Here is a 22,898-nt window from a genome sequence, read left to right as displayed (position 1 = left end):
CGTCGGCTCAGCTATCGGACCGGACAAAGGTTGATACGTGCTGGTCGTGACGTTGGTTCTCGCGGGAGTTGGTTTCGCTCTCCTGATCGTCGCCCTGACCACAGGGTCGTTGATCTGGGCGTGGGCATGTATCGCGATTTGTGTAGCAGGTGCCGTCCTCCTGCTGGTCAGTGCGCTGACCAGCAGGAAGGCGGTTCCTTCGTTGGATGACCCGGCATCGGGCAGCGGAATGTCGTCGCCTTACGGTCGAGTCGAGAGTTCCTCGAATTCGTCGATCGACGATGCAGCCACCGCCAACGATGACAATCAGAGAAATCATGGCGAGTCGCCGGGTGGCCCCGACAAGTCCTAGGGCGAGTTCCGACAAGGTCCAGGACGAGTATTAGACTGTCCAACACGAATACCAGGCTGTGATCCGGCAATCACCGGGGAGCTTTCGGAAGAACGGTTCTTGTCGCTTCAGGCGCCCAGAACTCAGTAGAACCGAACGGGTGAGCCCGTCACAGCTCGATCGAGTGGCACCTCGGGATCCAAGCGCGGATCTACGGGGTGCAAACGGGGTGGTACCGCGGTGTCGGCGCACAAGCGCCACGTCGTCCCCGTGCCGAGTCCGACTGGCACGAGGAGATCGCCATGGCGAGTAACGGGTATCCCAAAGTCGACTACGGTGTCCCCGCCGACACCGGAGTCAAGTTCCCCGAACTGGAACAGAAAGTCCTGAAACAGTGGGACGACGACGACACCTTCCGTGCGTCGGTTTCCAATCGGGACGGCAGCGAAGAGTTCGTTTTCTACGACGGACCGCCCTTCGCAAACGGTTTGCCGCATTACGGTCACCTGCTGACGGGGTACGTCAAGGACCTGGTGCCGCGCTTCCAGACCATGCGTGGACGCAAGGTCGAGCGACGCTTCGGCTGGGACTGCCACGGACTGCCCGCAGAACTCGAAGCGGAGAAGCAACTCGGCATCAAGGACAAGGCCGAGATCGAAGTCATGGGTCTGGCCAAGTTCAACGAGTACTGCAAGGCCTCGGTGCTCAAGTACACCGACGAGTGGCGCGACTACGTCACCCGCCAGGCACGTTGGGTCGACTTCGACAACGACTACAAGACCCTGGACGTCGACTTCATGGAGTCCGTCATGTGGGCCTTCAAGGAGCTGCACGACAAGGGCCTGATCTATCAGGGCTTCCGCGTGCTGCCCTACAGCTGGTACGAGCAGACTCCGCTGTCCAATCAAGAGACTCGTCTCGACGACGCGTACAAGATGCGTCAGGATCCTGCAGTCACGGTCGACATGCCGCTGGTCGCTCCGGGTTCACCATTGGACGGCGCAAACGCGATCATCTGGACCACGACTCCGTGGACACTGCCGTCCAACTTGGCCACTGCGGTTCATCCCGAGGTCGACTACGTCCAGGTGCTCGGCGAGGACGGAAAGCGGTACGTGCTCGCGGAAGCACGGGTTGCTCATTACGCACGTGAGCTGGGGGAGGACCCCGAGGTCGTTTCCCGTCACAAGGGCGCCGAGCTGGTCGGACTGTCGTACACACCGCCGTTCGACTTCTTCCTCGGACATCCGAACGCGCACGTCGTGCTTTCGGCCGACTACGTGACAACCGATTCCGGAACCGGAATCGTCCACCTCGCACCGGCTTTCGGTGAGGAGGATATGGATGTCGCCACGGCCAACGGTATCGAGGTCGTGCAGCCGCTCGATCCGGGTGGAAAGTTCACCTCGATGGTTCCGCCGTACGAGGGCTTGATGGTCTTCGACGCCAACCCGGTCATCATCAAGGACCTCAAGGCCGCTGGAAAGCTGCTGCGGCACGAGACGATCGAGCACTCGTACCCGCACAGTTGGCGCAGTGGGCAGCCGCTCATCTACATGGCGGTTCCCTCGTGGTTCGTCGCGGTCACCAAGTTCCGCGATCGCATGGTCGAGCTGAACAAGGACATCACGTGGGTGCCCGAGCACATCCGTGACGGCCAGTTCGGCAAGTGGCTCGAAGGTGCACGCGACTGGAACATCAGCCGAAACCGCTACTGGGGCAGCCCGATCCCGGTGTGGGTGTCGGACGATCCGCAGTACCCGCGTACGGACGTCTACGGATCGCTCGATCAGTTGGAGGCAGACTTCGGTGTGCGTCCGACCGATCTGCATCGCCCGATGATCGACGACCTGGTCCGCCCGAACCCCGATGACCCGACCGGGAAGTCGATGATGCGCCGCGTTCCCGAGGTGCTCGACTGCTGGTTCGAATCCGGTTCGATGCCGTACGCGCAGGTGCACTACCCATTCGAGAACCGTGAATGGTTCGAGGGCCATTTCCCGGGCGATTTCATCGTCGAGTACAACGGGCAGACTCGCGGCTGGTTCTACACGCTGCACGTGCTGGCCACCGCACTCTTCGATCGTCCGGCGTTCAAAACCGTTGCTGCGCACGGCATCGTGCTCGGCGACGACGGACTCAAGATGAGCAAGTCCAAGGGCAACTACCCGGACGTGAAGGAGGTGTTCAACCGCGACGGCAGCGATGCGATGCGATGGTTCCTGATGTCTTCGCCGATCTTGCGCGGCGGAAACCTCATCGTGACCGAGCAGGGCATCCGCGAAGGTGTGCGTCAGGCATTGCTCCCGCTGTGGAACGCCTGGAGCTTCCTGCAGTTGTACGCCCCGGAATCCGGGGTGTGGCGTACCGATTCGGAGAACATCCTCGATCAGTACATCCTGGCCAAGCTCGCTACCACCCGCGACGTGATCACCGAGGCCCTCGAGGTCAACGACATCGCCGGTGCGTGCGACGAGCTTCGGTTGTTCTGTGATGCGCTCACCAACTGGTATGTGCGACGGTCTCGTTCGCGGTTCTGGGACGAGGATCGCGACGCGATCGACACCCTGCACACCGTGCTCGAGGTCGTGACGCGTCTCGCTGCGCCGCTGTTGCCGTTGGTGTCCGAGGTGATCTGGCGAGGGTTGACCGGGGAGCGCTCGGTTCACCTGGCTGATTGGCCCGAGGCGTCGGAGCTCCCCGCGAACCCCGACCTGGTAGCGGCGATGGACGACGTCCGGACCGTGTGCTCCACGGTGCTGAGCCTGCGCAAGGCACAGAATCTGCGTGTTCGTCTTCCGCTGCCCGAGGTCACGGTTGCGGCGCCGGATGCCGAGCGTCTGCGTCCGTTCCTCGGACTGATCGCCGACGAGGTCAACGTCAAGAAGGTCGATCTGACCGATGACGTCGACGTGCACGGGCGCTTCGAGATCGCGGTCAACGCGCGTGCTGCAGGACCGCGTCTGGGCAAGTCCGTTCAGACTGTCATCAAGGCGGTCAAGGCGGGCGACTGGACCGAGAACGCGGACGGCGTCGTGGTTGCGGCGGGCATCGAACTGCTGCCCGAGGAGTACACGCAGAAACTGGTTGCGGCCGAGCCGGATTCGACGGCTGCTCTGCCGGACGGTGCGGGACTGGTCGTACTCGATTCCGCTGTGACGGAGGAACTCGAAGCCGAGGGATGGGCCAAGGACCGTATCCGTCAGTTGCAGGATGCGCGCCGTGCCGCCGGTTTGGACGTCTCGGACCGGATCAACGTCGTGCTCGAGGTTCCGCAGGACTGCAAGGAGTGGGCAGAGCGTCATCGCGAATTGATCGCCGGTGAGGTTCTGGCCACCTCCTTCTCGGTGGGTGAAGCGGGAGACGACGCCGTCGATCTCGGTGAGGGTATCCGCGCCGCAATCACGAAGGTCTAGTACCGACGCGACTACTCCGGCTCTCCGATGAATGTCTGTATGTCGGGGTGCCGGAGTAGTTTGCTCTCATGAGTACGAGCAAGGAAACCGTGGCGCGCATTCTCGAGCAGTTGGAACCGCTCGACGTGCGGGCAAGGGCGATGTTCGGCGAGTACGGAGTGTATTGCGACGAGAAGATCGTGGGCTTGATCTGCGGAGACGTTCTGTTCGTCAAACCCACCGAGGTCAGTACGGAGTTCGGATCAGAGGCCGATCTGGCTCCGCCGTACCCGGGAGCGAAGGATTATTACCGGGTGACGGAGGAACGGTTGCAGGACCTCGATCACCTGCACGCCTTCATTCAACGGACTGCCGACGTATTGCCCCTGCCGAAGAAGAAGTCGCCGAAGAAGAAGGCGCGGACGTAAATTCTGCACCTACTTTTGAGAGAACCGTAACGCCCGATGAATCAAGGTGATCCCACACGAAGTCGTAGGTGGGTGCTGCATCTCGACATGGATGCGTTTTTCGCTTCCGCCGAGCAGTTGACGCGTCCCACTCTGCGAGGTCGCCCGGTGCTGGTCGGCGGCTTGGGCGGGCGCGGGGTGGTGGCCGGGGCAAGTTACGAAGCGAGAGTTTTTGGTGCGCGATCGGCAATGCCGATGCATCAAGCACGCCGGATGGTCGGTGGTGGAGCGGTGGTATTGCCGCCACGGATGTCCCTGTACTCGGTTCTCAGTAAACGCACGTTCGACGCGTTGCGCCTTCGTATGCCGATCCTCGAGCAACTGTCGGTGGACGAGGCTTTCGGGGAACCGGTGGAGTTGGCCGGTGCCGGAGCTGACGAGGTCCGCGCGTTTTGCGAGGACCTGCGGGCGTTGATCAAAGCCGAGACCGGGTTGGTCGCTTCGATCGGGGCCGGCGCAGGTAAGCAGGTGGCCAAGATCGCGTCGGGACTGGCAAAGCCCGACGGCGTCGCAGTGATTCCTCCCGGGATGCAGCACGAGTTGCTCGATCCACTGCCGGTGCGAAAGCTCTGGGGGATCGGCCCTGTTGCCGAGGAAAAGCTCAAGCGTCTCGGCATCGAAACCATCGGAGGGTTTGCCCGCACTCCCATAGCGGAGGTGGCGTCGATACTGGGAACCACTGTCGGACCGGGGTTGCATCGGCTCGCACAGGGGATCGACGATCGGCCGGTCGCCGAGCGTGCCGAATCCAAGCAGATCAGCGCGGAATCCACGTTCGCCGCAGACATCGTCACGATGGCGCAACTGCGCGCCGCCGTCGAAAGTAGTGGTCGTGCAGCATTTTCCAGGCTGGAGAAGGACGGAAGAGCTGCTCGCACCGTCGTACTGAAGCTCAAGAAGTCCGATATGAGTATCTTGACTCGATCCGTGACGCTGCCGTTTGCCACCATCGACCGCCAAATCCTCATCGCGACTGCGCAGAAACAGGTCATCGATCCACAGGAATTGGGGCCGATTCGCCTGGTCGGTGTGGGATTCGCCGGTTTGTCCACCGTTCGGCAAGGATCACTTTTTCCCGAGTTGGATCAGGATGTTCCCGGCTATCCGGTCGAGACTCTCACGGGCGCCCTCGATGAGGCCGAACTCGACGTTCCGGTGGCCGCACGCGTCCCTCAGCGCTACTGGCACCCTGGTTTGGACGTGAAGCATCCAGAATACGGACACGGTTGGGTGCAGGGCGCCGGGCACGGTGTGGTCACCGTTCGCTTCGAAACCCGTTCCAGCGGAACGGGAATCGCCAAAACCTTCGCCGAATCGGATGAGGTGCTCGAGGTAGCAGATGCGGTCGACAGCCTTCTCTGAGGATGTCCTTAGACTTTTTCCGCTTACCGTTGGGTAATGTTGTCGACGATCCTCGAGCAAGCACGATGTTCGACTGACGCTCGAATGTGAACACCCGAATGGATAGGACTGAGAAGTTGAAGCTTCAGAAGATGACCGTTGCAGCAGTGGCGATCGCAGCAGCCCTCACGATGACCGCTTGTAGCTCGGGTGAAAAGGAAGCATCACCCACCACGTCATCGAAGACCACGACGGCTACCACCACGCCCTCCGGCGATCCCGCTCCCGAGCTCCCGACCTCTGCTGAGCTCAACGCCAAGGTCGCTCAGGCACTCGACGAGAGCGTTCCGGCCGCAGACAAGGTCAACCTCGTCCAGGGCGCCGAGCAGGATCCCGAGCTGATCAACCAGGTCGCCGCTGCCGCCAAGGCTGCCGGCGCCCAGGTCGAGATCCTCGACCCGGTCACCGACACGGGCAGCGAGACGGCAGCAGCTTCGCTGAACATCGTCGTCAACGGCCAGCCGCTGCAGCAGGGCCTGCAGGCGTCGTTCGTCTACGAAGACGGCGTCTGGAAGCTCTCGAAGACCACCGCTTGCCAGATCGTCGGCGTTGCAGGTCTGACCTCGCCGGCTTGCGCTGCTTGATCTCTCGGTAACACCTGAAACACCAGAGCGGCCGCCGACTCCCGAAGTGGAGTGGGCGGCCGCTCTTCACGTGGTAAGCGACGTCAGTGATGGAATCCCTCGGTGACGCGCGGCCGCGGCATCGGGCTGTCCAGTTCGTCGAGGAACGCGGTTTCCTCTTCGATGATGCGCAGCAGATTGGCCGCCAGGTCCATGCTCAGTCCGTTACGAACCACGATGCGCTGCACTGTCAGATCCGCGAGATCGTCCGGCATGGGGTAGGCCGGCACCAACCAGCCCTTGCCTCGCAACCGGTCCGAGAGGTCGTACAGCGTCCAGTTGGACGTGTGGCCCTCGGCGAGGCGCCACGCGAAGACCGGGATGTCGGAACCGTCGTTCCACAATTCGAAGGCGTCGAGCTTCCCGATTCCTTCGGCGAGGAATTTCGCCACGTCCTGTGAGGACTGCTGGATCGCGCGATAGCCGTCGTGGCCGAGACGCAGGAACAAGTAGAACTGCAGGATCACCTGAGCGCCGGGACGCGAGAAGTTCAGTGCGAAGGTCGGCATACTGCCGCCGAGGTAGCTCACCTTGAAGACGAGGTCGTCGGGAAGTAGATCCTGCGATCGCCAGACCACCCAGCCGAGGCCGGGGTAGACGAGCCCGTACTTGTGCGCCGAGGTGTTGATGGAGTGGACGCGCGGTAGTCGGAAATCCCATTCGAGTTCGGGCTGAAGGAACGGTGCGATCATCGCACCGGAAGCGCCGTCGACGTGGATGGGGACGTCGAGTCCCGTCTTCGCCTGGATCGCATCGAGTGCCTTCGAGATTTCCAGGACCGGCTCGTACATCCCGGTGTACGTGACGCCCATGATCGCGACGACGCCGATGGTGTTCTCGTCGACATACTTGTCCAGATCGTGACCGTCGAGGGTGCGGTGTTCCTCGCTGATCGGCACGTAACGCGCTTCGACGTCCCAGTAGTTGCAGAACTTCTCCCAGCACACCTGGACCGCGGAACTCATGATGAGATTTGGCTTTTCGGTGGACTTGCCCGCGGCTTTTCGTGCGTGCTGCCAGCGTCGTTTCATCGCCAGGCCGCCGAGCATGCAGGCTTCGGACGAACCGATCGTCGAGGTGCCGATTGCGTCCTTGGGGGAGGGCGAGTGCCAGAGGTCGGCAAGGATGCGCCAGCAATAGGTTTCGATCGCGGCGGTCTGCGGATACTCGTCCTTGTCGATCATGTTCTTGTCGAACGACTCGGCATACAGTTTGGTGGCGTGATCGTCCATCCACGTGCTGACGAACGTCGCGAGATTGAGCCGCGCATTGCCGTCGAGCATCGTTTCGTCGTGGACGATCTGATACGCGGTCTCGGGAAGCATGCCGTCGGGTTCGAGTGTGTACTTCGATGCAACCGAATCCTCGCCAGGCCTCGAGAAGATCGGATTGACGGCTACGTAATCGGTGTGATCTGACCTTCTGGGTTCCGGCATGAACTCTGGCTCCTCACATCAGTGTGTCGCGTTGGTCTGTTTCGTACCTACTCTCACCGTTCAGTGTGGACGGGCAGTTGTCAAAGGGTCTGTGGTCCCGAATCATTCGCGAAAGGCCGAGACGCGACCAATCCGCTCGTTGTCAGGGCGTTTGTGCGCGCAGGCGATCGGCGGCGGCCGATGCCATCGAGTGCAGCACGTCGGGGGCGATCGGACTCGGCGCAGTTGCGGACACCTGGGTCAACGTGGTCCCGACTGCGGCCACGATCGCATCGGCGACCAAGGTGAAACCGCCACTCTCCGTGATGATTCGGAAAGCGAAAGACGCGTCGCCGACGTTCGGGTCCGACGCTCCGCCGACGCGATAGGTGATTGTCGTTCCGTCGGCATCGGTTCCTGAATATTCCGCGCACCCGGCCAGCGTGGTCTGAAGTTTCTCGAAAGCTGCTGCTGCCGCGGTGCCGTCGGCGTACGAAGCAGAGTCCTGATCGATGCTCGTGAAATCGGGGCCGGTGAACATGTCGGAGAGGTCGGCGACCGATCCGGGAGCCTGGGTGGCTATCGGCGCCAGAACCTGGGCGCAGACGGCGGGGTCGGTGCTCGACTTGTCCGCCTCCGAACTCTCCGGCGCCGGTGCGAGGCCGAGGTCGTCGACCGGGTCGGGAACTATGTCGAAGTCGGCAGGTAGCTCGGACAGGGTGAGCGCGGCTCGTTGCAGGCCGTCACGGTCGAGAGGCGCCCCGCTCAGCGGTGCGGCCGGAGCAGCCGTGAACGGCGCCAAGCCGACCTGTGGGGCGGAAACCTGCGTAGTCGTGTCGGCACCAGGCGAGTCGTCCGAGCCGCAACCGGTCACGACGAACAGTGCCGCCGTTGCGGTCAGACCAAGTGCGAGAAGCGACCGGCGTGTCACGATTCCCACCGAATGCTGTTGGAGATGGTCTGCCGGATCACCGAGGAGCTGTCCGGGTCGCCGTATGCCTGGTCGCCGCCGACGGTCATCTGTCCGTCGATCGGCAAGGGGAGTGAGAGGTCGACGGTGAGGTTTCCGGAGCCGGCCATGACGTACTGATCGATGTTCAGCGTTCCGGCGTCACCAGCCAGGTTCCAGACCGGGCTCTGCGGGGTCTGCGATACGTCCACCGCGAGCGAAAGCCGATTGCCCTCGCGCGCGGTGAGCGTGACGGTGGTTGTCTGATCGAGCAGGATTTCGCTGCTGACTTGCTGCCGAACCACCCAACGTGCGCCGACACCGACCGGAGCGTCGGGGAGTGCAACGGTCCGGTAGACCGCTTGGCCCAGCGCTTGTTCGATTGCAGCGCGGGCAGCATTGGCCGAGTTGGCGGAGGGCTTCAACCGTAGGGCGGTGATGGCGCCCGAATCCGTGACCGACAATCCGGCCGCAGACCCGTCGGCCCCGCTCAGCGCAGCCTGCAGCGTTGCATCGGGCGAGGTCATCGACGACAGCGTGAGGTCAACGACTGCGGTGGGATCGTCAGCGGTCACGTTTGCCGAGAGCGGGATCGTGATCTCCGGCGAAGAGAAATCCTGCGCCGGTTGTTGATCGATCTGCTGACTCACGACGGCCTGGGTGACGAGCGTCGCCGTCTGCGTGGTGCCGACAGGCAAGTTCGTACGCAAAACCTCGCGCGGCTCGCTTCCCGCCTCGAGAACTTCGACCGTCGCGGCGGTCACCGGAACAGTCACCTCACTCGGCGAGGAGGTCGGGGTGTTCGGAGGTTGATCCGAGTCGCCGCAAGCGGTGAGAACGGTGGTGAGAGCGAGGGCAGCGAGGGCGAACGGAACGCGTCGGCCGGTCGTGGACAGCAGTGGCACGCGCTCCAGGCTAGCCGCAGTTGCAGAGTGCGTGACCCGGTGCGGTGAACATGAGGGATGATGGTTGCGTGAGTACAGACCACCCAGACCGAGATGTCAACGCGGAGGATCAGCCGATTACCGAAATCTCGAAGGCCGACGAGCCCGAAACCGTGAAACCGGAAGCCGTGAAATCGGAAGACGGTGACCTGGCGGTTGCGCCGGTCGAAAAGCCCCGCCGGCTGACCATGCTCATTGCCATCGCCGCTGTCATCCTGCTCTCGGACATTCTCACGAAGGTGTGGGCAGTCGCCGCGGTCAAACCGGGGCAGCCGATCGAAATCATCGGTGACGTGGTCACATTCACGATGGTGCGCAATCCGGGGGCAGCGTTCTCGATGGCGACGTCGATGACGTGGATCCTCACTCTCGTCGCAATCGGTGTGGTCATCGGTGTGATCAAGATCGGTCGCACGCTCCGATCACCGTGGTGGGCGCTCGGTCTCGGCCTCGTTCTCGGCGGCGCGCTGGGTAACCTCGTCGACCGATTCTTCCGCTCTCCCGGAATCATGCGCGGACATGTGGTGGATTTCGTCTCCGTCGGCTGGTGGCCGGTGTTCAACATCGCGGATTCCGCGATCGTCTGTGGCGCGATTCTGCTCGTCGTCCTGACACTGTTCGGCTTCGAACCCAACGGTGAACGCCTGCGTGATCACAAGGCGGACGACAAGAAGCTCACCGAATCGAAGGCTGCAGCCGAGGGAGAAACCAAGTGAGGGAATCCCGTTCGATGCCAGTGCCCGACGGTCTCGATGCCATGCGCGTCGATGCCGGCCTCGCGCGCCTTCTCGGACTCTCGCGCACCGTGGTCGCGACACTCGCGGAAGAAGGCTCGGTACTCGTCGACGGTGTGGCCGTCGGCAAGTCCGATCGTCTGACCGCAGGGTCGTGGCTCGAGGTAGTCCTGCCCGAACCGCCGCGGCCCCTGACCATCGAAGCGACACCGGTCGAGGGAATGGAGATCCTCTACGCCGACGACGACGTCGTGGCAGTCGACAAGCCCGTCGGAGTTGCCGCGCACGCCAGCGTCGGGTGGACGGGACCGACCGTCATCGGCGGACTTGCCGCGGCCGGTTTCCGCATCTCGACGTCCGGTGCCCACGAGCGTCAGGGCATCGTCCACCGCCTGGACGTCGGAACGTCGGGTGTCATGGTGGTTGCCACATCCGAGCGCGCGTACACGTTGCTCAAGCGCGCTTTCAAGCAGCGGACCATCGACAAGCGCTACCACGCTCTCGTGCAGGGACACCCCGACCCGAGCAGCGGAACGATCGACGCGCCCATCGGACGCCATCACGGGAACGACTGGCGATTCACGGTCACGGCCGACGGCAAGCCCAGCGTCACGCACTACGACACCATCGAGGCGTTCCAGGCAGCGAGTCTGCTGGACGTGCACCTCGAAACCGGTCGCACACACCAGATCCGTGTCCACTTTTCGGCGTTGCGCCATCCGTGCTGCGGCGACCTGACTTACGGCGCGGACCCTCGACTTGCCGAAAGGCTCGGCCTCGAGCGCCAGTGGTTGCACGCCGTGTCTCTTGGATTCGCACATCCGGCGGACGGGCGCTGGGTCGAGATCAAGAGCAAGTACCCGAAGGATCTCGAACACGCACTCGAAGTTCTCCGGTCCTCATGACACCGCGCGGGCTTACCCCCGCGCCGGCCGTCGTCGCGGTGGTGGTCGGTGTGGCGGCGGTGGTGGGCGTGGGGTTCGCGAATCCCGTGCCGACCCCGCCGATCCGGACGGACACTCTGGGTCCGGACAGCGGGGAAGCTGTCCCGGACTACCTCGACCGAGCGCGAGATTCTGTTGCGTCGGTCGACGGGCCGGTGTGGGCGTTGGTCTCGTTCACGAAGGCACTCACCGTCGGCGAGGTCATCACGTCGACCAGCAGTGTTCAGGTGCCGGGCGCTGAGGTCTCGGGCGTTCGCGTGTCCAGGGTCATGTTCCGAGTTCCGATCGAACGCGTCCAGACGCCGCTCATGTCGGTGCCCGTGCCCGACAACGACGAAGCAGTGCGCAGATCGCCCGGGGTTGCAGCCACGCGACTGGTCTCGCTCGGCGGCGACACCGATCGTCAGCAACAGGTGGCGCTCGCGTCGGCGAAGCGATTGTCCGCCGGGTGCGCCTGCGCGGTGGGCGTGCTGGTGCGAGCTACTCCCGAAGGACTCGAAGCGATCGAACATGACTCGAACGTCCGTGCAGTGGAAGCGTTGCCGTCCGACGCCTCGCCGTGGCTGGCAGCCGTCCGTCCCTTGCTGCCGGAGTACGTGGACGTCGTTGCTCCCGGCCCCGACGACGGCCCGGTCCCGTGAACTCCGGTTCTGTGAACAAGGACGAACGCGCTAGGTCTGGTTCGTCCTCGGGGATCCTCTACGGTGTGGCGGCGTTCCTGTTGTGGGGAACGTTCCCGGCATTCTTCGGACTACTCGACTTCGCCGATCCGGTCGAGATCCTGGCGCACCGGGTGGTGTGGACCCTTCTGTTGATGCTGATCGTGTTGGCCTTTGCCGGCCGCCTCGGATCGCTTCGCGGAATCAGCGCACGCACCTGGCTGCTGGTGACCGCGGCGTCAGCGGCGATCGCCGTGAACTGGGGGACGTACATCTATGCCGTGGTGTCAGGCCGCGTCGTGGAGGCGGCTCTCGGGTACTTCATCAACCCGCTGGTCACCGTTCTGCTCGGCGTCGTGATCTTCCGCGAACGACTGCGTCCCGCCCAGATCGCCGCGCTCGTTCTCGCTGCCACGGCAGTTGTGGTGATCACGGTCGACTTCGGGAAACCTCCGATCGTCGCTTTGCTGCTCGCCGGCTCGTTTGCCACCTATGGGTTGGTCAAGAAGGTGGTTCCGCTCGATCCTCGAACCAGTTTGACTGCCGAGGGAGTCGTTGCCGCACCGTTCGCGGTCGGCTACCTCGTGTTTCTCGGCCTGACCGGGGCCGGTGCATTCATCAGCAGCGGTACCGGGCACAGCCTGTTGCTGCTTGCCGCCGGCCCGGTCACCGCGCTGCCGCTGCTCCTGTTCGGCGTCGCCGCTCAGAGAGTTCCGTTGGCGACGATGGGCATGCTGCAGTACCTCACCCCGGCGCTCCAGATGGCGTGGGGTGTGGCCGTCATGCACGAGGACATGCCGGCCTCACGCTGGATCGGCTTCGTTCTGATCTGGGCTGCACTGGTGATCTTCACGACAGACACCTTCGTCGCCGGTCGACGTTCGCGGCGTTCGGTGAGGTCGAGCGCCGAACCCGAGGTTCCGGTCACGTGACCGGAGGCGGCGCACGGCGACTCCGCTACGTCGGTCGCCGGTCGTGTCGGCAGCGCGGCATACACTCGATCTCGCTCCCAGACCTTCAGAGAGGCGCACGTGGCTGACTCGTTCGTACATCTTCACAATCACACCGAGTACTCGATGCTCGACGGTGCGGCCAAGGTCGGCGCCATGTTCGAGGAGGCCGCTCGTCTCGAAATGACCGCAGTCGGCATGACCGACCACGGAAACATGTACGGCGCCAGCCAGTTCTACAACGAGGCAAAGAGCGCCGGCATCAAGCCGATCATCGGCATCGAGGCCTACATCGCACCCGAGTCTCGCTTCAACACCAAGCGAGTTCTGTGGGGCGATCGCAGCCAGAAGTCCGACGACGTCTCCGGTAGCGGTGCGTACACCCATATGACGATGGTGGCCGAGAACGCGACCGGACTCCGCAACCTCTTCAAGCTGTCGTCGCTCGCGTCCATCGAGGGCCAGCTCGGTAAATGGCCACGCATGGACGAGGAGCTCATCGCCGCGCACGCCGAGGGCATCATCGCGACCACGGGTTGCCCGTCCGGTGAGATCCAGACCCGCCTTCGTCTCGGTCACGATCGCGAGGCTCTCGAAGCTGCCGCGAAGTGGCAGGAGATCTGGGGCCCGGACAACTTCTTCCTCGAACTGATGGATCACGGTCTCTCGATCGAGCGCCGTGTGCGAGAGGGTCTGCTCGACATCGGCAAGCAACTCGGTATTCCGCCACTTGCCACCAACGACTGCCATTACGTCACCAAGGACGCCGCTGAGAATCACGAGGCGCTGCTCTGCATTCAGACCGGCAAGACGCTCTCCGACCCCACTCGCTTCAAGTTCGACGGCGACGGCTACTACCTCAAGTCCGCTGCCGAGATGCGCGCCATCTGGGACAACGAGGTACCGGGGGCATGCGACAACACCGTTGCCATCGGCGAGCGTGTGCAGTCGTACGAGGACGTGTGGGCGTTCCACGACCGCATGCCGATCTTCCCGGTCCCGGAGGGACACACGCAGCAGACCTTCCTGCGCGCCGAGGTGATGCGCGGACTCGATCGCCGATTCCCGAGCGGACCGCCGCAGGAGTACCTCGCCCGCGCCGACTACGAGATCGGCGTCATCAACGAAATGGGCTTCCCGGCCTACTTCCTCGTGGTCGGCGACCTGATCAACCACGCCAAGGACGTCGGGATCCGTGTCGGGCCCGGCCGTGGATCGGCTGCCGGCTCGTTGGTGGCCTACGCGATGGGTATCACCAACATCGACCCCATCCCGTACGGGTTGCTGTTCGAGCGATTCCTCAACCCCGAGCGTGTGTCCATGCCCGATATCGATATCGACTTCGATGATCGCCGTCGCGGCGAGATGGTTCGCTACGCGACGGACAAGTGGGGCAACGACAAGGTCGCCCAGGTCATCACCTTCGGCACCATCAAGACCAAGGCTGCCATCAAGGACTCGGCTCGCGTCCAGTTCGGCAAGCCGGGCTTCGCCATCGCCGATCAGATCACCAAGGCACTCCCGCCGCCCATCATGGCCAAGGACATCTCTGTTTCCGGAATCACCGATCCGAAGCACGAGCGGTACAAGGAGGCAGTCGAGGTTCGAGCACTCATCGACTCCAGCCCGGACGTCGCGAAGATCTACAAGACCGCGGTGGGTCTGGAGGGGCTGATCCGTAACGCCGGTGTGCACGCCTGCGCGGTCATCATGTCGTCCGAACCGCTCACCGACGCAATCCCGGTCTGGAAGCGCGCCCAGGACGGCGCCATCATCACCGGGTGGGACTACCCCTCGTGTGAAGCCATCGGTCTGCTCAAGATGGACTTCCTCGGTCTGCGAAACCTCACGGTTATCGGCGACACGCTCGAGAACATCAAAGCCAACCGCGGCATCGACCTCGACCTCGACACGTTGCCGATGGACGATGCGGCAACATACGAACTGCTCGCCCGCGGCGACACTCTCGGTGTGTTCCAGCTCGACGGCGGCGGTATGCGCGAGTTGCTGAAACTGATGCAGCCCACCGGATTCGGCGACATCGTCGCCGCATTGGCGCTGTATCGACCGGGACCGATGGGTGTGGACGCCCACATCTCGTACGCCAAGCGCAAGAACGCCTTGGAAGACGTCAAGCCGATTCACCCCGAGCTGGAGGAGCCGCTAGCGGAGATCCTCTCGGAGACATACGGCCTGATCATCTACCAGGAGCAGATCATGCAACTGGCGCAGAAGGTGGCCGGTTACACCCTGGGTCAGGCCGACTTGCTGCGTCGCGCCATGGGTAAGAAGAAGCTGTCCGAGCTGGAAAAGGCCTACGCCGGCTTCCGGCAGGGCATGTTGGACAACAACTTCAGCGAAGCCGCCATCAAGGCGCTGTGGGACACGGTCCTTCCCTTCGCCGGGTACGCGTTCAACAAGTCGCACTCCGCCGGCTACGGACTCGTGTCGTACTGGACTGCGTACCTCAAGGCGAACTACCCGGCCGAGTACATGGCGGGTCTGCTGACCTCCGTCGGTGACGACAAGGACAAGTCCGCGATCTACCTCGCCGACTGCCGCAAGTTGGGCATCACCGTTCTCCCACCGGACGTCAACGAGTCACGCGTCGACTTCGCGACCGTCGGCGACGACATCCGTTTCGGTATGGGGTCGGTGCGCAACGTCGGCGCCAACGTCGTCGCTTCGATCATCAAGGCGCGCACCGAGAAATCGAAGTTCACCGATTTCTCCGACTATCTCGGCAAGATCGACGCGATGGCTTGCAACAAGAAGGTCACCGAATCTCTCATCAAGGCCGGTGCTTTCGACTCGTTGGGTCACCCGCGCAAGGGCCTGATGTTGGTTCATGCCGACGCCATCGATTCCGTGATGAGCACCAAGAAGGCAGAGGCGATCGGACAGTTCGACCTCTTCGGCGGTGCCGAGGCGGACGAGTCGATCACCTCGGTGTTCGACGTCAAGATTCCCGAGGAGGAGTGGGACTCCAAGCATCGCCTGGCACTCGAACGAGAGATGCTGGGGCTGTACGTTTCCGGTCACCCGCTCAACGGTGTCGAGCACATTCTTCGCCAGCAGTCCGACACGTCCATCGCTGCGATACTCGAAGGCGGCGTTCAGGACGGTGCCCAGGTAACTCTCGGCGGCATCATTGCCTCGGTGGACCGCCGGGTCAACAAGAACGGTCTGACCTGGTGCATCGTGCAGCTCGAAGATCTCGTGGGTGGAATCGAGGTGCTGTTCTTCCCGCAGGCGTACGCCGTTTACGGGATGGACATCGCCGAGGATGCCATCGTGTTGGTCAAGGCTCGCGTTTCGATCCGAGACGATCGGATGTCGCTGATCGGCAACGACCTTGCGGTGCCTGATATTTCGGCGATCGGGGTCGCGCGTCCCCTGTCGGTCTCGCTGCCGCTTCGCCAATGCACCAAGGACAAGCTCAGTGCTCTCAAGCAGGTGCTGACCAGGCACCCCGGAACATCCGACGTTCACGTTCGGCTGATCGGTGGAACCGAAATCAGCTTGTGGAAGGTCGACGACGTCCTTCGGGTCGAACCGTCCTCGGCACTGATGGGCGACCTGAAGGCATTGCTCGGACCGAGTTGCCTGACGGTCTGACCGCCGAGCGGACCTGAACCGAACGAAGGGACCTTGCTGCTGATGCAGCAAGGTCCCTTCGTGGTTCGCGGGAGTTCGGGGGAGTGCGGTGATCAGGTGGTGCGTGAGTAGTGCACGCGCCGTACCCACCACGTGACTACAGCGGCCGTTGCGGCAGTCAGTACGGCCACCTGCATCGACTGCGTGACGGCACCGGCGACGACGAACAGCACGAACCCGACCACGAGAGCTTCGATCTTGTACAGCGGCCACCGAGTTCCGGCCAGATCGACGCAATAGTCGGGGGAGGGGCGTGATTCGCGAGTGGAGATATCTGCGGTGGTCATCTCGTCCCTTTCCGATACGGCTGTTCGAAGCTGTGGTTTCAGAGTAGCCAGAGATGAGAGTTCGGGCAAGCGAACTTTATTGATCGGCAGCTCACTTAATCGATCAACCAGGGGAGTGCGCGGGCGACAGGCCTGGTCGGCGTGGTTCGGTGGCCAAGGTGCTCGAGTGGGTGTTCACTGGTACACATGCCAATCACAGGTGAGTACGAACCCAGTCCAGCGTCGTGGGCCGCCGATCAGGTCGCACGCATCGAGAACTCCGGTGGCACCGAGGGAAACGACATGAACGGCATGCCCGTCGTCGTTCTCACGACCATCGGGGCAAAGTCCGGCAAGGTCAGGAAGACGCCGCTGATGCGGGTCGAGCACGACGGTTCGTATGCCGTTGTGGCTTCGCTCGGTGGCGCCCCGAAGAATCCGGTCTGGTACTACAACGTCAAAGCCGACCCGCACGTCACGCTGCGTGACGCGACGCAGGTCTTCGACCTGGTTGCTCGAGAAGTCACCGGCGACGAGAAGGCGGTCTGGTGGGAGCGCGCTGTCGCTGCGTACCCCGACTACGCCGATTATCAGACGAAGACCGATCGTGAGATTCCGGTGTTCGTGCTCGAACCCAAGTAACCCCGCATTCCACAAGAAGCGCTGCATCAATCACAAGTAAATCGTCACTCCCGGGGGTCGGCGATCCCGACTCCCGTGAGTGTGTCATGGAGGTCTGATGAGTCCGAAAACCGTTGCAGATCAATTGGTTCAGCAGCTCGTTGACGCGGGTGTCAGTCGGATCTACGGCATTGTCGGTGACAGTCTCAATCCCATCGTCGATGCGGTTCGTCGCACCGGTGGTTCCGAGAAGGGCGGAATCGATTGGATACACGTCCGGCATGAGGAAGCAGCCGCCTTTGCGGCCGCAGCGGATGCCCAGATCACCGGAAAACTCGCAGTGTGTGCCGGATCCTGCGGTCCCGGAAACCTTCACCTGATCAACGGCCTGTACGACGCTCATCGTTCGGGCGCGCCGGTCCTCGCGATCGCCTCGCACATCCCCAGCGCCCAGATCGGAATGGGTTACTTTCAGGAAACGCATCCCGAGCGGATCTTCATCGAATGTTCGAGTTACACCGAACTCGTCAGCACGGCAGTCCAATCACCACGCGTGGTGCAGTCGGCGATTCAGCATTCGGTGGCTCGAAACGGCGTCTCGGTGATCGTGCTTCCCGGGGACATCGCCGATTGTCCGGCAGAAGGCACCCCGCCGACACTCGTCGAAACTCGAAGGCCGACAGTCGTTCCGGATGCCGGTGACGTCAAGGCGTTGGCAGACGTGATCAACGGCGCACGCAAAGTTGCGATCTTCGCCGGCGCGGGCGTGCGAGATGCGCGCGCGGAGGTTCTGGCGTTGGCCGAAACCGTCGGCGCTCCCATCGGGCATTCACTGCGTGGCAAGGAATGGATCCAGTACGACAATCCATACGACGTCGGGATGACCGGATTGCTCGGTTACGGTGCGGCGCACGACGGTATCCACGGCGCCGATCTCCTGCTCCTGATCGGTACGGACTTTCCCTACGATCAGTTCTTGCCCGACGACGTTCGTACCGCTCAGATCGACATCGCGGCCGAGCGGTTGGGGCGTCGAACCAGCCTGGACCTGGCTGTGCACGGCGACGTCGCGAGCACCTTGAGCGCACTGATTCCGCAGCTCGATCGAAAGACCGACCGCGGGTTCCTGGAGGACACGCTCGCCAAGCACAACACTCTGATGACCAAAGTGGTTGGTGCATACACGGATCCGGTCAAGCAGCGCACGCCGATTCACCCCGAGTATGCGGCCTCGATCTTGGACGATCTGGCAGCCGACGACGCAATCTTCACCGCCGACACCGGGATGTGCAACGTGTGGACGGCGCGCTATCTCAATCCGAACGGATCGAGACGCTTCATCTCCTCGGCGCTGCACGGATCGATGTCCAATGCGCTCCCACATGCGATGGGTGCTGCATGGTCGAGTCCGGGGCGTCAGGTCATCTCGGTGTCGGGCGACGGTGGATTGTCGATGCTGCTCGGTGAGTTGGTCACCGTCGCGATGTACAAGTTGCCGGTCAAGATCGTGGTGTTCAACAACTCGACGCTCGGAATGGTCAAGCTCGAGATGCTGGTCGACGGCCTTCCGGATTTCGGGGTCGACGTGCCCGCGGTCGACTACGCGGCGGTTGCTGCTGCGCTCGGTATCTTCTCGCGCCGAATCGAGAATCCTGCGGACATCGAAGCGGGCCTACGCGCCGCGCTCGATCATGACGGTCCGGCCTTGGTGGATCTGGTGACCGATCCGTTGGCATTGTCGTTGCCGCCCACCATCACCGGTGGTCAGATGAAGGGCTTCGCTTTGGCGATGTCGAAGATGGTGATGAACGGCGGCGTCGGCGAGGCAGTACAGATGGCCAAGTCGAATCTGCGGAACGTGCCACGTCCCTCACAGTTGGATCCGCGCGGCTGACCTACCGCCACCCTGCCTCGCAGACCATGCGGGGCGGGGTGGTGGGAAGGTTGATCTCCGACGTGCGAAAATGGCGGGGTGTCTAACTCGCCCGATGTCGTAGTAACGAAGTCCACCGTCCCCGCGCTCGACGCGCAGGAGATCGACGCGGCCATCGAGCGAATTCAGCACGTCATTGCGGCGACGCCCCTGCAGTACAGCGATCGTCTTTCGGCGTTGACCGGGGCACACGTGTATCTCAAGCGTGAGGACCTCCAGGGCGTTCGTTCGTACAAGATTCGTGGCGCGTACAACCTGATCGCTCAGCTCAACGAGGCCGAACGCGGTGCCGGCGTAGTGACTGCCAGTGCCGGTAACCATGCGCAGGGTGTTGCTTTCGCGTGCCGAACGATGCAGATCAAGGGTCGGATCTACGTTCCGGCCAATACCCCCAAGCAGAAGCGTGATCGCATCCGCGCGCACGGTGGAGCGTTTGTCGAACTGTTCATGATCGGTGAGACCTATGACGCCGCCGCTGCTGCGGCCGCGGAGGACGTAGCCGAAACCGGCGCAACCATGGTTCCGCCGTTCGACGACGTGCGCACCGCTGCGGGGCAAGGAACCATTGCAGCGGAGATTCTCACGCAATTGGACGCCCCTCTCGACACGATCGTCGTGCCGGTCGGCGGCGGCGGTTGCATTGCGGGCATCGCCACCTACCTGCACGAACGGTCGCCGAAGACGTCGATCGTCGGGATCGAGCCGTCCGGTGCGGCGTCAATGACGGCCGCTCTTGTTGCCGGGGGCCCGGTGACTCTTCCCGACGTCGATCCATTTGTCGACGGAGCAGCGGTCAAGAGGATCGGCGATGTTCCCTACGAGGTCGTCTCACGTCTGGGTGCCGCCGTGGTGTCGCACGCGTCGTTGCCGCTCGTGGCTCGTCAACTTCAGACACGGTCCGGTTCGGGATCCTTTGTCGTCAATCAGATCGACGAGGGCGCTATCTGCACGGCGATGCTCGAGCTGTATCAGAGCGAGGGCATCATCGCCGAACCTGCGGGTGCGCTTTCCGTTGCGGCACTTCAGAATTTGACGTTCGAGCCGGGTTCGACCGTCGTGTGCCTGATCTCCGGTGGCAACAACGACGTCTCCCGTTACGGCGAAATTCTCGAGCGTTCGCTCGTTCACCTCGGGCTCAAGCACTACTTCCTGGTGGACTTTCCGCAGGAACCGGGAGCGTTGCGTCGCTTCCTTTCGGACGTGCTGGGGCCGGACGACGACATCGCGCTGTTCGAGTACGTCAAGCGAAACAATCGCGAGACGGGTGCCGCGTTGGTGGGTATCGAACTCGGTTCCGCCGACGGGTTGGCGGCGTTACTCGAGCGGATGGAGCGCGCGCCGATGCAGTCCGAGAGGCTCGAGCCGGGAAGCCCGGCGTACCGCTATCTGACGTAAGAGACGCCCCCGGTCAGGGCCGCAGTCGCTCGACCACCTGTCGATGCAATTCGGGATCCGGCTGGGGGAGCCCGAGCATAGCCGCCAGATACAGGCCGTCGCCGACGAGTCGGATGATCTCGGCCTGCACAGGGTCGGCGATCTCGGTCTGAAGGCCCTTGTCCCAGCTCCGCATCACATGTGTGACGGCTTTCTGGATTTCGTCGTGTTGTCCGTCGACTGTTCTCAGTGCCGCGATGATCGACCGGAAGAGTGAGAGTTCTTCGCTTTCGTTCGCATCGGGGATCTGCAGATAGAACTCGGTGACCGTCGTACCGCCTGCTACGGCGTCTTCGAGTTGCTGATCCGAGCGTTCTCCGAGTCTGCGGACCATCGCCGCGAGCAGTGCTTCCTTGCTGGGGAAGTGATAGAGAAGTCCGCCCTTGGAAACCCCGGCTTCGGCGGCAACGCCTTCGAGCGTGACTTGGGCAACGCCGCTGACCAGCAGCAGCTTCTCCAGTGCGTCGAGAATTCGATCGCGAGTGTCGGCAGCCATGTGATGTGACCCTACCCGGAAATAACTTTACCGCTCGGACGGTTCACTGTTACCGTAGACCTACTGTACCGGCTGGACGGTGCAGTGAAGTCTTTTCGAAAGAACTCAGAGAAAGTCGCAGGGGAGCAATGTCAGTGTCGGCAGATCACACGTCTGCAATCAATCCCGACGAGGTTCGGGCGACAAAGCGTGACTGGGCGGGCTTGATAGTCCTTGCCTTTGCTGTGTTGCTCATCGCAGTCGACGGCACGGTGCTCGATCTTGCGCTTCCGTTCATCAGCGCCGACCTCGAACCGAGCAGCACGCAGTTGCTGTGGATCATCGACGTCTATTCGTTCGTGCTCGCCGGTCTGCTCATCACCATGGGTACGCTCGGTGACCGGATCGGTAGGCGAAAACTGCTCCTGATCGGCGCAGTCGGCTTCGGTCTCGCCTCGATCATCGCCGCTCTCGCTGTCAGTCCCGAGATGCTCATTGCCGCCCGCGTGCTGCAGGGTATTTCCGGCGCAACGCTGATGCCTGCCACCCTCGGTCTGATCCGCACGATCTTCGTCAACCCGCGTCAGCGCACCGAGGCAATCGGTGTCTGGGGCGCGATGGCCGGTGGCGGTACAGCGGCAGGCCCTTTGGTCGGTGGTTGGTTGCTCGAGCACTTCTGGTGGGGTTCGGTCTTCTTGATCAACATTCCGGTCATGATCGCGCTGGTTGTACTCGGCCCGATCCTGATCCCGGAGTCGAAAGACCCCAATCCGGGTCGATTCGACCTCATCAGCGCTGGTCTGTCGATGGCGACCATGTTGCCGCTGGTGTACGCGGTCAAGGAATCCGTGGTGCACGGCGTCAGCATCACGTTGCTGGTGATCGGCCTTGTTGGTCTCGCGGCGGGTTACGTGTTCGTGCGTCGTCAGCGGATGCTGAAGGATCCGATGTTGGATCTGAAGCTGTTTGCCAACGCGTCGTTCTCCACCGCCGTCATCACCAACCTGCTCTCGATCTTCGCGCTGGCAGGTGTCCTGTTCTTCGGCTCGCAGTACCTGCAGTTGGTGCTCGGTAACTCGGCGCTCGACGCCGGCCTGCTGATGCTCCCGGGTATGTTGCTCAGCGCATTCACCGCGGTTGCGGCGGCCTGGTTGATTCGCCGATGGTCGGTGTCTCACGTGCTCAGCGCGGGCCTCGCGGTTGCCGGTATCGGTGCTGCGATGCTGCTCGCGCTCGGCGTCGACAGCGGCCCGTTGATGTTCGTGATCGGCTTCGGTCTGGCCGGTGCTGGTGTCGGTGTCGCGTTGACGTTGACATCGGATCTCGTGGTCAGCTCGGTGGAACCCGAACGCGCCGGCGCTGCGTCCGCTGTGTCGGAGACCGCGTACGAACTCGGCATCGCGCTCGGCGTGGCGATCCTGGGCAGCGTGGTGATGGCGATCTTCCGCAAGGGAATCGACACCTCGATGCTCGAAGCAGATCAGGTGCACGCTGCACAGGGCACACTCGGCGGTGCCCTGCAGGAAGCAACGTACCTACCTGGTGAACTCGGTTCGGTGCTTGCCGATTCCGCGAAGTCGGCGTTTGTCGACGGTATGCACGTTGCTGCCGGTGCAACAGCTTTGGTTCTGTTCGTCAGTGCCGCATTGGTGTTGAGGATGCTGCGGAGTACACCAGAGAACGCGAAGCGTTAATACCGG

Annotated in this window: 19 protein-coding genes; 14 read left to right on the top strand and 5 right to left on the bottom strand. The window is 62.8% G+C overall.

What is annotated here, in order from left to right:
* Positions 1-37: 37 nt before the first annotated feature.
* The 5 genes from RHP72_RS16925 to RHP72_RS16905 all read left to right on the top strand — a co-directional run bounded on the left by RHP72_RS16925 (position 38) and on the right by RHP72_RS16905 (position 6,178).
* Positions 38-352, top strand: coding sequence for a hypothetical protein (locus tag RHP72_RS16925; protein WP_007733197.1), 315 nt, complete (start codon positions 38-40; stop codon positions 350-352).
* A gap of 281 nt (positions 353-633) precedes the next feature.
* Positions 634-3,747 carry an isoleucine--tRNA ligase gene (ileS, locus tag RHP72_RS16920; RefSeq protein WP_073512233.1) on the top strand — a complete coding sequence of 1,038 codons (3,114 nt, stop codon included), beginning with the start codon at positions 634-636 and terminating at the stop codon, positions 3,745-3,747.
* A gap of 68 nt (positions 3,748-3,815) precedes the next feature.
* On the top strand, positions 3,816-4,154 hold the full coding sequence (locus tag RHP72_RS16915; RefSeq protein WP_073512221.1) for a TfoX/Sxy family protein: 339 nt from the start codon (positions 3,816-3,818) through the stop codon (positions 4,152-4,154).
* A 72-nt stretch (positions 4,155-4,226) separates the two neighbouring features.
* Positions 4,227-5,555 (top strand): DNA polymerase IV, encoded by a 1,329-nt coding sequence (locus RHP72_RS16910; protein ID WP_397517615.1) that lies wholly within the window; start codon positions 4,227-4,229, stop codon positions 5,553-5,555.
* 131 nt (positions 5,556-5,686) lie between these two features.
* Entirely contained in the window at positions 5,687-6,178 is a 492-nt protein-coding gene (locus RHP72_RS16905; protein ID WP_245361455.1) for a hypothetical protein, read from the top strand.
* An 83-nt stretch (positions 6,179-6,261) separates the two neighbouring features.
* On the opposite strand, the gene RHP72_RS16900 is transcribed toward RHP72_RS16905, so the two are convergent.
* The 3 genes from RHP72_RS16900 to RHP72_RS16890 form a co-directional block, all read right to left on the bottom strand.
* On the bottom strand, positions 6,262-7,653 hold the full coding sequence (locus RHP72_RS16900) for a glutamate decarboxylase (protein WP_042921836.1): 1,392 nt from the start codon (positions 7,651-7,653) through the stop codon (positions 6,262-6,264).
* A 142-nt stretch (positions 7,654-7,795) separates the two neighbouring features.
* Complete coding sequence (locus tag RHP72_RS16895) at positions 7,796-8,563, bottom strand: sensor domain-containing protein (RefSeq protein ID WP_228401058.1); 768 nt, start codon at positions 8,561-8,563, stop codon at positions 7,796-7,798.
* Positions 8,560-9,486, bottom strand: coding sequence for a hypothetical protein (locus tag RHP72_RS16890; protein WP_003941753.1), 927 nt, complete (start codon positions 9,484-9,486; stop codon positions 8,560-8,562). The genes RHP72_RS16895 and RHP72_RS16890 overlap by 4 nt, the downstream gene beginning before the upstream one ends.
* Positions 9,487-9,554: 68 nt before the next feature.
* Between RHP72_RS16890 and lspA the strand changes: the two genes are divergently transcribed.
* From lspA to dnaE, 5 genes are all read left to right on the top strand, one after another.
* The gene (lspA, locus tag RHP72_RS16885; RefSeq protein WP_003941684.1) at positions 9,555-10,241 is read left to right on the top strand and encodes a signal peptidase II; all 687 of its coding nucleotides are present in this window, start codon (positions 9,555-9,557) and stop codon (positions 10,239-10,241) included.
* Positions 10,238-11,164 (top strand): RluA family pseudouridine synthase, encoded by a 927-nt coding sequence (locus RHP72_RS16880; RefSeq protein WP_007733161.1) that lies wholly within the window; start codon positions 10,238-10,240, stop codon positions 11,162-11,164. Before lspA ends, RHP72_RS16880 begins: the two co-directional genes overlap by 4 nt.
* Complete coding sequence (locus RHP72_RS16875) at positions 11,161-11,844, top strand: hypothetical protein (RefSeq protein WP_054828008.1); 684 nt, start codon at positions 11,161-11,163, stop codon at positions 11,842-11,844. Before RHP72_RS16880 ends, RHP72_RS16875 begins: the two co-directional genes overlap by 4 nt.
* A gap of 11 nt (positions 11,845-11,855) precedes the next feature.
* The gene (gene rarD / locus RHP72_RS16870; RefSeq protein ID WP_042453573.1) at positions 11,856-12,794 is read left to right on the top strand and encodes an EamA family transporter RarD; all 939 of its coding nucleotides are present in this window, start codon (positions 11,856-11,858) and stop codon (positions 12,792-12,794) included.
* 99 nt (positions 12,795-12,893) lie between these two features.
* Entirely contained in the window at positions 12,894-16,430 is a 3,537-nt protein-coding gene (gene dnaE, locus RHP72_RS16865) for a DNA polymerase III subunit alpha (protein WP_007733155.1), read from the top strand.
* Between the two features lie 92 nt (positions 16,431-16,522).
* Here dnaE and RHP72_RS16860 read toward each other — a convergent pair whose 3' ends face one another.
* Entirely contained in the window at positions 16,523-16,756 is a 234-nt protein-coding gene (locus RHP72_RS16860; protein WP_003941759.1) for a hypothetical protein, read from the bottom strand.
* A gap of 186 nt (positions 16,757-16,942) precedes the next feature.
* On the opposite strand from RHP72_RS16860, the gene RHP72_RS16855 reads away from it, so the two are divergent.
* The 3 genes from RHP72_RS16855 (at position 16,943) to ilvA (ending at position 20,684) form a co-directional block, all read left to right on the top strand.
* Positions 16,943-17,377 (top strand): nitroreductase family deazaflavin-dependent oxidoreductase, encoded by a 435-nt coding sequence (locus RHP72_RS16855; protein ID WP_003941666.1) that lies wholly within the window; start codon positions 16,943-16,945, stop codon positions 17,375-17,377.
* A 97-nt stretch (positions 17,378-17,474) separates the two neighbouring features.
* Positions 17,475-19,250 (top strand): pyruvate dehydrogenase, encoded by a 1,776-nt coding sequence (locus tag RHP72_RS16850; protein WP_042452851.1) that lies wholly within the window; start codon positions 17,475-17,477, stop codon positions 19,248-19,250.
* 78 nt (positions 19,251-19,328) lie between these two features.
* Positions 19,329-20,684: a threonine ammonia-lyase IlvA gene (gene ilvA / locus RHP72_RS16845; protein ID WP_007733150.1), complete on the top strand. Its 1,356-nt coding sequence runs from the start codon at positions 19,329-19,331 to the stop codon at positions 20,682-20,684.
* A gap of 13 nt (positions 20,685-20,697) precedes the next feature.
* Here ilvA and RHP72_RS16840 read toward each other — a convergent pair whose 3' ends face one another.
* Complete coding sequence (locus tag RHP72_RS16840) at positions 20,698-21,219, bottom strand: TetR/AcrR family transcriptional regulator (protein ID WP_007733148.1); 522 nt, start codon at positions 21,217-21,219, stop codon at positions 20,698-20,700.
* A gap of 128 nt (positions 21,220-21,347) precedes the next feature.
* Between RHP72_RS16840 and RHP72_RS16835 the strand changes: the two genes are divergently transcribed.
* Entirely contained in the window at positions 21,348-22,892 is a 1,545-nt protein-coding gene (locus tag RHP72_RS16835) for an MFS transporter (RefSeq protein ID WP_311093628.1), read from the top strand.
* Positions 22,893-22,898: the final 6 nt, after the last annotated feature.

It is taken from the genome of Rhodococcus sp. SG20037 (assembly GCF_031763325.1).
GTDB lineage: Bacteria > Actinomycetota > Actinomycetes > Mycobacteriales > Mycobacteriaceae > Rhodococcus_F > Rhodococcus_F qingshengii.
This window is presented reverse-complemented; position numbering and strand designations above follow the sequence as displayed.